General features: G+C 68.0%; 11 protein-coding genes and 1 tRNA gene. 5 read left to right on the forward strand and 7 right to left on the reverse strand.

The window, feature by feature from the left end; translation table 11 throughout:
- Positions 1-75: 75 nt before the first annotated feature.
- Together menC and QN206_02475 are read right to left on the reverse strand one after the other, a co-directional pair.
- Positions 76-1,200: an o-succinylbenzoate synthase gene (gene menC / locus QN206_02470; GenBank protein ID MDR7613672.1), complete on the reverse strand. Its 1,125-nt coding sequence runs from the start codon at positions 1,198-1,200 to the stop codon at positions 76-78.
- A gap of 164 nt (positions 1,201-1,364) precedes the next feature.
- Complete coding sequence (locus tag QN206_02475) at positions 1,365-1,679, reverse strand: hypothetical protein (protein MDR7613673.1); 315 nt, start codon at positions 1,677-1,679, stop codon at positions 1,365-1,367.
- Positions 1,680-1,738: 59 nt separating this feature from the next.
- On the opposite strand from QN206_02475, the gene QN206_02480 reads away from it, so the two are divergent.
- Positions 1,739-1,828: transfer RNA gene (locus QN206_02480), tRNA-Ser, on the forward strand.
- A 610-nt stretch (positions 1,829-2,438) separates the two neighbouring features.
- Here QN206_02480 and QN206_02485 read toward each other — a convergent pair.
- From QN206_02485 to QN206_02500, 4 genes are all read right to left on the reverse strand, one after another.
- On the reverse strand, positions 2,439-2,576 hold the full coding sequence (locus QN206_02485; protein ID MDR7613674.1) for a hypothetical protein: 138 nt from the start codon (positions 2,574-2,576) through the stop codon (positions 2,439-2,441).
- Between the two features lie 331 nt (positions 2,577-2,907).
- The gene (locus tag QN206_02490) at positions 2,908-3,276 is read right to left on the reverse strand and encodes a hypothetical protein (protein MDR7613675.1); all 369 of its coding nucleotides are present in this window, start codon (positions 3,274-3,276) and stop codon (positions 2,908-2,910) included.
- A 35-nt stretch (positions 3,277-3,311) separates the two neighbouring features.
- Positions 3,312-4,505 (reverse strand): trypsin-like peptidase domain-containing protein, encoded by a 1,194-nt coding sequence (locus QN206_02495; GenBank protein ID MDR7613676.1) that lies wholly within the window; start codon positions 4,503-4,505, stop codon positions 3,312-3,314.
- A 12-nt stretch (positions 4,506-4,517) separates the two neighbouring features.
- The gene (locus tag QN206_02500; GenBank protein MDR7613677.1) at positions 4,518-4,871 is read right to left on the reverse strand and encodes a hypothetical protein; all 354 of its coding nucleotides are present in this window, start codon (positions 4,869-4,871) and stop codon (positions 4,518-4,520) included.
- A gap of 195 nt (positions 4,872-5,066) precedes the next feature.
- On the opposite strand from QN206_02500, the gene QN206_02505 reads away from it, so the two are divergent.
- A complete protein-coding gene (locus QN206_02505; GenBank protein MDR7613678.1) occupies positions 5,067-5,612 on the forward strand; it encodes a sigma-70 family RNA polymerase sigma factor in 546 nt (181 codons plus the stop codon).
- 28 nt (positions 5,613-5,640) lie between these two features.
- Here the strand turns inward: QN206_02505 and QN206_02510 are convergent, their stop codons facing one another.
- Entirely contained in the window at positions 5,641-6,300 is a 660-nt protein-coding gene (locus QN206_02510) for a DUF1385 domain-containing protein (GenBank protein MDR7613679.1), read from the reverse strand.
- Positions 6,301-6,883: 583 nt separating this feature from the next.
- Between QN206_02510 and QN206_02515 the strand changes: the two genes are divergently transcribed.
- From QN206_02515 to QN206_02525, 3 genes are read left to right on the forward strand one after another with little or no spacing between them, the layout of a single operon-like run.
- Positions 6,884-10,498: a tetratricopeptide repeat protein gene (locus QN206_02515; protein ID MDR7613680.1), complete on the forward strand. Its 3,615-nt coding sequence runs from the start codon at positions 6,884-6,886 to the stop codon at positions 10,496-10,498.
- Positions 10,495-11,604, forward strand: coding sequence for a tetratricopeptide repeat protein (locus QN206_02520; protein ID MDR7613681.1), 1,110 nt, complete (start codon positions 10,495-10,497; stop codon positions 11,602-11,604). The genes QN206_02515 and QN206_02520 overlap by 4 nt, the downstream gene beginning before the upstream one ends.
- Positions 11,605-11,611: 7 nt before the next feature.
- Positions 11,612-12,148: a hypothetical protein gene (locus tag QN206_02525; GenBank protein ID MDR7613682.1), complete on the forward strand. Its 537-nt coding sequence runs from the start codon at positions 11,612-11,614 to the stop codon at positions 12,146-12,148.
- Positions 12,149-12,152 lie beyond the last annotated feature (4 nt).

The following is a 12,152-nucleotide window of genomic DNA, read 5'->3' on the forward strand; positions in this document are numbered from 1 at the left end:
GGTGGTTAACGGAGCGGTCTTGGAAACCACGGAGCACCCGTCTGCCTCCGGGAGCTAGAGCCGCGCCCGCGGCGCTCATGACGATCGCTCCCCCGCACGCACCCACTCCCGCCGCACGGTCACCCGGTCCACCCGGTCCGCCCTCACGCGGGGCGCGATCCCCGCCTCCGTGGGCACGCGGATCGTCCCGTCGGGCTCCAGCACCACGGGCGGGTCGACGAGGTCCTCCTCGAAGTAGCGGTCGGACGCCGACAGGTCGCCCGGCAGGCGGAAGTTCGGCAGCGACGCCAGGCTCAGGTTCGCCAGCCGGCCGATCCCCGTCTCCAGCATACCCCCGCACCACACAGGGATCCCGTGGGCGGCGCACACGTCGTGGGTCTCCACCGCGGCCGTCAGGCCGCCCAGCCGGGCTGGCTTGACGTTCACCACCCGGCAGCTGCCGAGCTCCGCGGCCTTGCGGGCGTCGTGGGGGTGCACGATGGACTCGTCGAGGCAGAGGGGCGTCCGCAGCCGGGCCTGCAACTTTGCGTGGTCCACCAGATCGTCTTCGCCCAGCGGCTGCTCGATCAGCAGGAGGTTGAGGTCATCCATGGCCTCGAAGACCGGGCTGTCCTCCAGGGTGTAGGCGGAGTTGGCGTCCACCTGTAGCGGCAGATCCGGGAAGTGCCTGCGGAGTTCCTCGACCACCTGCACGTCCCAACCCGGCCGGATCTTCACCTTCACCCGGCGGTAGCCCCGGGCCACGAACGACTCCACCCGACCCAGCAGGTCCGCCACCGTGGGCTCGATCCCGAGGCTCACGCCCACCTCCACCCGGTCCCGCACCCCGCCCAATAGTTCCCGCAGGCTTTTGGCCTCCCGCTGCGCGTACAGGTCCCACACCGCCGCCTCCAGACCCGCCTTGGCCATGTGGTGACGTCGGACGAAGCGCAACCGGTCCCGGACTTCCCGCGGGTGCTGCAGGTCCACCCCCAACAGCGCGGGCGCGAGGAAGTCCCGGAGCACGTGCCAGGCGGTCTCCACCGTTTCCTCGCTGTGCAGGGGTGCGGCCCTTACGGGTACCTCGCCCCATCCCACGAGCCCGTCCGCGTGCGCGCAGACCAGGATCGCGCACTTTGTCTCTTCCCGGCCGAAGCGGGTCTCGAACGGGAAGCGGAGCGGCAGCTCGACGACCCGCAGCTCCACCGCCTCAAGCTTCATGGGACCGCTCCGGGGCATATGGGAACCCCACCGGCCGCCCCCTCCGAGGACGCGCCGGGCGCCAGGCCGCCAGGGGCTGGTGGGAGGGGATCGCCTGGCGGGCGCGGCCGGTTTGGGCGGAGGTTGCCGCGGGAAAAACTGTCCGGAGCCGCACCTGAACTGGGTCAGCCGGTGCGGGTCCTGAGGGCTTCCTGGAGCATGCCGCGGATCTCACGGAGGTCCTCCCGGAGCTCCGCCAGGCGGGCGTCCACCTGGGCGAACCGGGCGTTCATGTCGGAGCGGAGATCGTCAATGCGCCGGTGGACGTCATCGAAGCGTACGTTGACGTCGTCGAAGCGCCTGTTGGCATCGTCGAAGCGCCTGTTGACGTCGTCGAAGCGCCTGTGGATGTCGTCAAAGCGGCGGTTGTTGTACAGGACGGCCACCAGGACCGCGAGGACCACGGTCACCACGATGGTTGCCACCTGGTCCCAGCCCATGGCTCCATGGTACCACGTGGGACCGGGCGTAGGCCCTGGGCAGTGGGTACAATCAGGTCGGAGGGGTGCCAGAGTGGTTGAATGGGGCGGTCTTGAAAACCGCTAGGACCGAGAGGTCCTCGGGGGTTCGAATCCCTCCCCCTCCGCCAGAAACCCGCTCCAGTACTGGGTCGTGGCGAGCCCCTTTTCCAGGAGGGCGTGGACTTACCCCGCTTTCGTGGAGAGTGTAGCGCTGAGAGATTCCTGTCCGCTCAACCACCTCCTCTTGAACTCCTCAGGGGATAGGTAACCTAGAGCTGAGTGTCGGCGCCGGCGGTTGTAGGAGGCTTCCAGGTAGCTGAACAGCACGGAACGGGCCTCCTCCCGGGTTTGGAACCGGTACCGGTCCAGGACCTCCCGGTCCAGGGTGGCGAAGAACGCCTCCGCACAGGGCGACCTCGTAGGCGTCCCCCTTGCGGCCCATGGACGGCAGGATCCCCGCCGCCCGCAGGCGAGCCCCGAACCGCAGGAGTGTCTCCCCACGAAGTCTTCGGACTTCGTGGGGCCCCTGGTGTATTGCGCCCCACCACCCACAGCCGGTCCGGCTCGGAGGCCCGGAACTGCTCGGGCCACCAGGTCCGGCGCCGGTGTAGCCTGCGGGTCCCGCGCCGTCAACCCGCGTCGCCGGCGCCGGTACGCCCCCGCTAGTCCCGCAGCCCGCATCAGCCGCGCTCAGTCGCTTGCGCCCGCACCGCACCCCACCGGCCCGCAGCTCCGAGGTCACCCGGGGTGCCCCGTACGTCCCCCGCTACCCTCCCAGATGGGTCGGATCCGCTCCAGCAGCTCCTGGTCCTCCTGCTTCCGCCGGCTTGGCCTGCGACTGCGCCACGCGTAGTACCCGCTGAGGGAGACCCTCATCTCCCGGCACATCCGCGCTACCCCGTGGTTCGCCCTCTCCCGCTCCTACCTGGCCAAACGCCTTTGCGGCTTGGACGGTCTTGGGAGCGAAGAAGGCGGCCGCTCCCCCGGGGTCCCCGTGAAGTCGGAGACTTCACGGGGTGGCTTCAGGATCTCCCGCTCCTCCCGCAGGATCCGCACTTCCCGCCGATACGGAGGTCTGCTCTTCGGCATCGTGGACTCCTTTCCTGAGGCTCTTGCCTCTCAGTCTTAGGGTGTCCACGAAATCGGGGCAAGCCTCACATCCGTGATGTGTGTACACCATACCGGACAGTCCAGGACCGCAGGCCTATCACCGCAGCCGCTCGATCCGCTGCGCCTCGATCTCGTTGTAGAAGGTGTACCGGCCCACCCGCCGGACCTTCTGGAAGACCCCGGTCACCCGCACTCGTAGCCCGTCCTGCAACCTCTGACGGCCCCAGGCGAAGACCGCCACCGAACTTCCGCCCTCTTCCAGCCGGAAGGTGGTGTAGGGGTTCCCGGCCCTGGACACCCGCTCCCGGTACCCGGAGATCATCCCTACCACCGTTACCACCTGCCCGTCGTAGCGGTCGGGGTTGCCCAGCAGTGTTGCAATGGAAACCAGCTGACCAAAAGCCGAAGAGACCACGAGAACCGCAATCAGCACAGGGATGGTGGGGATGAACCACGGAGCGCGCATCGCCTCACCTCCTCTTACCCCGATCCCAGAATCCCTCAGAGCGTGATGCGGGCCCACGGCAGCCAGTCAACCCAGTAATAGCGGTCGCCGGGGCCACGGTACAGAGTTCCCACCTGGATCTCCCATTCGGCAGTCGCCGGCCGCAGCGCGCTCACCGGCAGGGCCATCCCGATCAGCGCCTCTCGAGCGATCACCGTGAGCCCTTCCACGTGAACGGGTTCCACGTTCTCGATCCTGCGGGCTTCGTCCACCAGGACCACACGTCCGAACACGTATCTCCCGGTAGAGGGGAAATACCGTAACCGCCAGCGGGGGACGCTCGATCCGGGTAGCCTCCAGCTCACCGATATCTCCGCATCGCCCATGGGTGTCTCATAGAGCGCGATGAACACGAACAGCGCGCCGCTCCTCACCACATAATAGGCCTCGCGGATTGCCAGATTCACGGGCGTCCGGATCTCGCCGTTCTGCGGCGTAGGTCCCTTCCGGCCGATGAGTCTCAGCTCCCGCGGGTCCAGGCCCACGCCGGGTGTTGGCGTCGGAGCCGGCGTCGGAGGAGTCTGGACGACGGGCGGGGTGGTAAGCGCATACGGAGCCTGCAGAGCGAGCCGCGCCACGTCCCGCGCGGCCTCGCTCATCACCGCGAATCCGATCCCTGCCGCGCCCCGAATCCTGCTCACCACGATCCCCACCGCCTCACCCCGGCTGTTCAACACCGGGCCGCCGCTGTTGCCCGGGTTCACGGAGGCGTCGAACTGCAACAAGCCCTGATCCACCAGCACCCGGCTGACGATCCCCCGCGTGACCGTGAAGTCGTCAAACCCGATCACCTCCGCCAGGGGATACCCGAGCACCACCACTTCCTCGCCCACCCGGGGACGACCTGCCGCAAGCGGAATGAAGGGCAATCCCTCCTCCCCTACCCGCAAGGCTGTCACGCCCAGGGCTTGGCTGGTGTGCGCCACGACCGCCACCATGGGCCGGCGATTCGGGAGCCGCACGGTTACCTCGCTCGCCCCCTCCACCACGTGAGCGGCCGTCAGCAGAAGCCCTCGGGCGTCGTACACAAACACGGATCCCTGACTCAGGCCGCTCCCCGTTCGTGCCACCACGATGGCCACCGCAGGCCTTGCCCGGTCCACCAGATCGGCGACTCCCTGCGCGGCAGCCAAACCTGCGAGGAGCACCGCCAAAAGACCTGCTGTCAAAGATCCCACAGACCGCTTCATCTTCCCCACCTCCTACCCGACTTGCTCCTTCAGATCCCGTGGCTCCGAACCAGACAGGCGCCTTCCGCCTCGGCTCATGAGCCTTCCCCTCTGACTCCTGCGCAGGAGCCCCTTCTGCCGCAGCCCGGAGTCCCACTTCACGGTTCGCACCAACCCCTCCCGGCCTACCACCACTGTCAGACCCCGCAGCCGGTCTGCTTCCCGGGCCAGGCCGAGCCGGAGCAGAAGCCGGTCCGTGATCCGGTACACCAGGTCCCCCTGGTCGTAGGCAGGTTTGGCCTTCAGGGCCACTTCCAGGTCTTCGGGCCGCACGCCCCGCTGCTGACAACGCCGCCGGGCGTGCTCGCTGAGCGTTACCTCCCGCACAAAATCCACTTCTTCTCTGATCTGCCGCCCAAGCCCCGCCATCGGATCCGTCAAAGTGCAGAAGCATGTCCCGGTGGGCTGTTCCTCTGACGGGCCTGCGCGTCTGGCTTCAAGGAACTCTTCTGCCCTCTGCCGAAGTAGACGCCCAAACCCCTCCGGCTCTTTACAGGCCGGGCCGGTTTCTCGGAGCGGGGTGTGGATCGGGAAGGGGGCCGGGAGGCCTTCGAACGGTACCGCAGGGGAGAGGCGGAGCCGGACGCACTTCTTGCCTGCCTGCAGGAGGAAGGCCGACACTGGCTGGCCGTCCACTTCCCCAACCTGCCCGAGGCCGACCGGGAAGACCTCCTCCAGCAGGCCCTGGTGGCCGCCTTCTATGCCCTCCCCCGTCTCCGCGGGGACTCCTACGACCACCTCCGCTCCTACTTCCTGACGACCCTCCGCTCGAAGGTCACGGATCACCACCGCCGGAGGTACAGGGAGGTGGTGGGACTCCCCGGGGCGTCCGATGGGCCTGCTGAACTCCAACAGGAACTCCCGGCACAGGAGCCGTCCGGGTTCGAGGAAGTGGAGCTCCTGATAGACCTCGCCCGGGTGCTTTCTCCGGAGGAGTACCGGGTGGCCCGGCTCAAGATGGAGGGCTTCTCAGACCGGGACATCGCCCGCATCCTCAGGAAGGCCCCCGGTACCGTGGCCGCCCTCTGGCACCGGTCCCGTCGGAAGATCCAGGGATTCGGCACGTGAAGGCCTCGGCCTCGGAGGGTGCAGACCTCTACGGGGTCCCGAGCCCCCGGGGACTCCCACTACAGCCGGATCTCGGCCCGGGATCCCTGGGCACGTTCGGTCGTCCGAGAGCATGAGTCAGGGCCAACCGCGCCACTTCCAGATCCTCGGGATGCGGTCGAGCGGTGGTCAGGCGCTGGACCCACAGCCCCGGCAGGAGGACGAACCGGATCCGGGGCTCCGCGAAAGCCGTGAGCCTGAGGATCTCCCCCCAGGCGAGGGCCCAAAGCTGGATCAGCCCCCTCGTTTGCCCTGTGACCACGTAGCCCGCGGCTAGGAACGGGAGGCTGGCGACCGCGAGAGTGGCCCCACACCGTGTGGAGATCGGCTCCGGCGGCTCGTCGGGGGCCAGTTCCGGTCCCACCACCACATGCTCGGCTCCGTGCAGCCGCCGCAACCGCTGTATTGCGGACCACGGGCCGGCCATCGCGCGTACAAGGCCGAGCAGCACAAGCCATCCCCCGACGGCGGGAAACAGCCACCACCGGAGTGAGAACGCCCTCGGCGGCCCCCACAACGTCCACGCACAGCCCACGCGCGGCCCCACCACCATGATTCCGGACGGGAAGCTCATGGCCCACCATACCCGGGGCTCCCATCCTTTTCGGTAGATGTGCCCGGCAGCGATCCCCGCGCCCCAGGCGCTCATGAACGCGTCCCACCACCCCGCCCCGGTCTCCGGCCATCCGTTAAGACCAGCCGCCAGCCCCCAGAGAACGCCAGCACCGCAGGCCAACCCGATCCGAAAACGGCCCCACCAGAGCGTGGCCAACCAGACCGCGAGTGAGGCCAGGCCGACAGGCAGCGCCGCTGCGTTCGGGAGGAACCTCCCTACGCCCAACGCCGCGAGGCAGGAGGCCGTGATACACGCGACCTTCCATGCTTCGCGTCCCGAAGCCCCGTGCCTCAGAGGTCGTCCGTCCATGGTCCCAAAAGGACGCGCCTCCCGAAAAGCCGCACATCCCGTGGAGAACTTCCGGCCTCCTCCACCTGGCATGAGCCGCTCGGTCGCGAGGAGCAACCTCCCCGTCCTTCTTACCGGAAGGCCTTTGTCAGTAGCCTCTGTTTTTCGGAGACGTCCGGGCCGGCCGGGTTCTTTACAGGGCCCTGAAAAGTCGGTCCGGAAAGACCGGATGAGAATTCCCCTGGGCCTGTAAAGAGCCCGACCCCCGACGGGCGTCTCCACATTCGGAGGGCACTGTGCAAAACCATCTGGTTCGGGGAGGCGCCACATGGGACACGCCAACCTGCGGCTGGTGCGGGAGGTCGCTGCCCGGATCCCGGACCCGAAAACCCGTTCGCAGATCCTGGGAGAGGTTGCCGGGATCCTGGGCAGGGCCGGTGCGCCCCAGGAGTTCGAGCAGGCTTTCGCGGAGGCCCTTCAGGCCTTGCGGGAGGCCGTCACGTCGAAGTTCTCCAGGGCCCTGACAAGATCTCGACATGGCCCGGCTGAACCCTCCGGAGACCTCGCCCCTTCGCCTGCGGAAGACCGGGACGAGGCGGACGACCTGGCTGATGAGGACGCAGACATGGAGTCCGAAGAGCCAGCACCAGACCTCGACCCACTCCAACTGCTCCCTACCGTGACCCGCGAACGGCTGAAGGCCGTGGAGGAAGCCGCGAGGTCAGGGGACGCGCGACACCTGCAGGAGGCCCTGGACCTGGCACTGGTCCCTGTGCTCGAGCGGGACGCCCACGAGCGCGCCGCGGCCCTGGGAACCCTCGCCGGGGTCCTTCTGCGACTCGGCCGCCCCCAGGAGGCCGAGCGGCTCTTTGACGAAGCCCTGCGGGCCTACCGGGACATCCGCGGTATCCCCGGCCCCTGGGGGATTTACGGACACACACAACTCCAACGACAGCGCCAGGTCATCGCCGTCTGGCGCCAGGCACTCCGGGAGCTGCTGCACGAAGGCGAGGCGGAGCGTATCCTGCGGTGGGTGATCAGGGGTTCCGACCCCGACTTCAACCCTCTGCTCAAGGAATGCGCTTACCCGTTGGCACGTGCCGGGAAGCTGCACCTCCTCCTCGAGCACCTCCCGGACCTGGACACGTTCCGGGACACCATCGCGGCGCTCGCCCGTTCCGGCCATCTCCCCGAGATCTCCCTCGCGGTCAACGCTCTGTGTACCCGACCCCACGTGTTGTCCGGAACGCCTCTCAACAACCTCCTCCCGCGGCTCGCGCAACTGACATCCATACTCGCCGAACTGGGCCTCCACGAGGAAGCGGAGCGGCTTTCCCAGCTCGGCCAACGCCGGCTCCTGGCGGCCGCCCGAGCTTTCCTGTCGGAGCACGCCTCGAGCCGTCAACCTCCCTCCCTGCCCGAGTTCGCCCTCCTTGAGGAGGACCCGCCGCCTCCGCACAAACAGGAGGAGATGGAGCAACATGAGGCACAAGAGCCCGAGATGTGGTTCCAGAAGGCAGAAAGGGCCGTGGAAGTGCTGGAAGAGGCCTTCGACTTGACCGAGTGGCTCTGCGCCAGCGGGCTGTCCGGGGTGGCCGCAGCCATTCTCGATGCCGTCGAGGACTTTCTCCTCTTCCTGGAGGAGGAGATGGTGGAGGAGGATCTTGGCGACTCGGCAGAGCTGCTCGTCCGTGCCGTCGCCAACCTGGCGGCGGCCGGTCGCGTGAGAGACGCCGTGCGACTTCTGGACCACCTTTTCCAAACCGCCGAACACGTCTGGGAAGACTATCTCAAGTACGCCATCGCCGCGGACCCCGATGGCGGCTTCCACTCGTTCCTGGAAGTCCTGCAAAAGCGCTGTTCGGACGTCGTAAGGGCCTTCCTGGACGCGGGTGCACAAGAGGAAGCCCGGAGGTTCTTCCACGCCGTCAGCGCAGCCTGCGAGTTCGGCCCGGCAGAAGAACGCAAGGCCTTGGAGCCGGTTTTGCAGCAGCTGATGGAGAAAGGAGACCTGGAGGCGGCCCGGCAGGTCCTGTGGCTGGCCAGGCCCTCCGTGCGGCGCCAGCTGCTTTCCACCATCGCCGGCTTCGCCTCTTCAGGCACAGCGGAGTGGGCGATCCCGTTCGTGCAGGCCGCGATGCGGGCGGCCGTGAGAGCCGTGTTCGGGCCGGACAAGATTCTTCTTCCTCGATCGCCGCTCGATGTCGAGGAAGAACCCTGGGAGCGGCCAACCGGGCGGAAGCGCTCTAGCGTCTGGTTGCCGGCAGATCTCCGCTCGCACATCCGAGGGATCGCTTCAGGGTCGGGATCGGACTTGTGGGTCGAGGAGGCCGCGCTGGCAGCCACCGCCTGCTGGTCCGACGAGGCCCTCGCCGGGTGCGTCGAGGGGCTGGGAAGCCTCGGCCGCTTTGGGGAGGCCCTGGTCCTCTCGTCCGGCATCTCTGACGTGCCGACCCGTTTCCGGGTCCTGAACGGCCTTCTCTCCCGGATGGAGCAGGAAGGCTACCTGAGCGAGGTCGAGCAGCACGCGGAGTCGGAGTTCGACCCGGAAACCCGCGCCGTGCTCCTCGCGGCCATCGGGGATCGCCTCCGGGCGACCGGGCAGACCGAAGAGGCCCGGGCCAGATTCCGGGAAGCCCTCGAAGCTGCTGAGACGGCGGGCCGGTCTGCGGTGCTGGCCCAGGTCGTCCGCGCCGCGGCCGAGCTGCTCCCGGATGCCTCCGAACGGTGCCTGAGCTCCGTCAGGGGGATCCCGCGCCCCGAGGCCCGGTGCCAACGCCTTTTGGATCTCGCAGTTCCGTCCGCGCAACTCGGCCTGTGGGACATCGTGCGGGAGGCCATCGAGGTCGGAGTGGATGTCTACGATGAGGGATGGCCCGACTGGGGCGAGCTGGGGAGGAAGCTCGGGGCCGCTGTGGCCTGCACCGGTTCTGCGGACGGGATCATCCAACTCCTCAAGACCGTAGCGGGCTGCCTCAGGTTCGTAGACTCCCCGGAGATCGGAGCGCACGAACTCGTCGTCGGTATCTCCGAGGCTGTGGCCTGGGAGGCCATCCGGGAAGGCGCCCCCGGGGACCTCGTCGAAGCCATGCTGGGGGAACTGAGCGCCTTCCCCCCTTACGCCTCGCTGATGGCCCTGGTGGGGCTGGCTTCCGTGTATACGCAGGCAGGGCGAGGGGAGGACGCGAACCGCATTCTCACCCAGATCACCGAGGTGGTGGACTCGGCGTTTGCCGAGGGCGTAGAAGAATGGGAGGAAGACGCGTGGCAGGGCGCGGTGGGTTACTTGCTCGACGTCGGGATGTTTGACCTCGCTGCCCGAATCGCGGAGACGCTGGGGGATCCCGACTCGGCCGGCGAGGCGCGAAACCTGGCGGAGTCCGCGCGTCTGCTGCGCTCCGGCGAGCCGGAAGAAGCTGCCCAAAGTCTGCAGAACCTGGTTCGCCGGCAGCAGCGCCAAGTCATGACGGCGGTTTTGAGGGAAGGGGAGGCCGACCGGGTGCTGACCGTGGCGAGGCGGCTCGGGGGCGAGGCTCTGGCGGAAATCGCGGCCTCCGTCGCGCGCCGACTGGTAGGGGAAGGCCGGCTGCAGGAGGCCAGCGCTCTGGTCGGGGAGGTCGAGGACGGCCTGCGACGAGCAGAGCTCTGGTTGGAGATCGCACAAGCGGCCGCCCGGGATGGGAATCCCGCAGACGAGTACTTCCGGAGAGCCCTGCAGGAGGGACAGGGGGCGGGGCAGACCTCCCGCCAGCCGGGGCGCCGGAAGGCGGCGGAGCACACGGTTCTGCGGATAGTACAAGCCGCAGCCCGGTCCCTGGGGCCGGAACAGGCCGCAGGCCTCGCCGCCCTCGTCAAGAACAGGACGTTGCAGGCCAGAGCCCTGTGCTCCATCGCTTTGGCTTCCGCAGGATCCCTCCCACGCCGGGCCGGACGCCAAGCATGAAGGGGCGACAGAACGGAGACCAACTGAGGCAGGCCCTGTTGAGGTCCAAACCCGGCCCGGGCCCGGATTGTCCGGACGACCTTACCGTGTTCCACGCGGCCGCGGGGCTGCTCTCCCATGCCGAGCAGCAGGCCTTCGAGCGCCACCTAGAGGGGTGTCTAGCCTGCCGGGACCGGGAACTCGAGACCCGCAAGCTCCTGCACTTCGAGCAGCACCGCATCCCCTACCGGATCGACCCTCAGACCGGCCGGATTCGGAGGGTTTCCCGGATCCGCCTCCTGCTCTCGGCCCTGCACCCTCAAGCGCTGCTCCGCGGGCTCACAGACCTGGCTCCCAAGCGCTTGGCCATCGCCCTCGCCTTTCTGCTCGTGGCCCTCCTGGCTTGGTCCCTGGCCTCCCCGGCCCTGGCCCGCTCGCCGGCGGTCCTGGCCGCAGCAAAACAGGTGCCCGTGGTCCGCTGGTTGCTCCCGGCCTCGGTGCGGGAGTACCTGGAGGCGAGCCTGCTCGCGGACCGGATGGGCAGGCTCCCCCTCGGAGGGAAGGAATGGCAGGACCTGGCCGCCCGGGCAGAGGGGCACCTCAAGAGGGCCCTCCGGATGGATCCCGCCTACGTGGACGCACACATCCTGCTGGGAGACCTGTACCTCGATCGCTCCTCCGTCAACCCGGCTTCCCCCGCTTCCCGCAGGTACCTGGACCTCGCCGAGGCCGCCTACAGACGGGCCCTCATCCACGATCCCCAGCACATCCAGGCCCGCTACGGTTTGGCGGAGGTCTACGCCACCAGGGGGGAATTCGGCAAGGAACTGGAGCAGTACAACGCCATCCTGCGGCAGGACCCGAACGAGCACGATGCCCGACTGTTCCGGGGCTGGGTGTACCTGGAGCGGGGGGACTACGCGAGGGCCGCGGAGGATTTCCGGGAGCTCCTGAAGGAGGATCCCACGGACTGGGAGGCGGCGTGGGCGCTGGGGCTTGCGCGGGCCTTCGAAGGAAAGCCCCGGGAGGCCCTCCGGGAGGTGGAGCGCCTGAAGCCCCTCAACCCCGGCCGCGCGCGCCTGCTGCAGCACATCCTGCGGGCCCTGGAGAAGGCGGGCAGGAGGTAGCAGGACCATGAAGGCCCACCACCGCACCGCTTCAGCTGCCTTGGCGCTTTTTCTCCTGTTCCTGGGAAGCGCCTCGCCCCTGCTGGCCGGAGGTCGCCTGCTCCTGTTCAGCGACGACGAGCACCGTCGGTTTCTAGGGTGCCTGAGCTGTGGCCGGTTCGACCCGGACTCCGTGCACAACCAGCTCAGTCGCTACGGGAGCCGCTATGCCCTCTACAGCATCTGGAACCCTGACGGCCCGTACAGATTCCCTTACTCCACCTACAGTGCCTGCAACCCATTCGTCACGCGGCCTCCCGTCGTGCTGGGCGAGCACTGGACCTGCTACGGCCGTCTCACCCTCATCCTCTACCTTCCGGACGCCATCCGTGAGTCCGCGGCGGTCACCTGGCTGCTTGGTGGCGTGCCGCAGTGGGTGAGGGACAGCGATGGACATCTGTGCAGCCCTTGGGTTGCCACGGCGACGGATGCGGGGATGTTCCAGGCAAGGAGGAGCGGATCGCTCCGAAAAGTGTTAATAAAAGTAAATAAAGTAAAAGGGTAGGCGG

The sequence above is a fragment of the Armatimonadota bacterium genome, assembly GCA_031460175.1.
GTDB classification, from domain to species: Bacteria; Sysuimicrobiota; Sysuimicrobiia; order Sysuimicrobiales; family Sysuimicrobiaceae; genus Sysuimicrobium; species Sysuimicrobium tengchongense.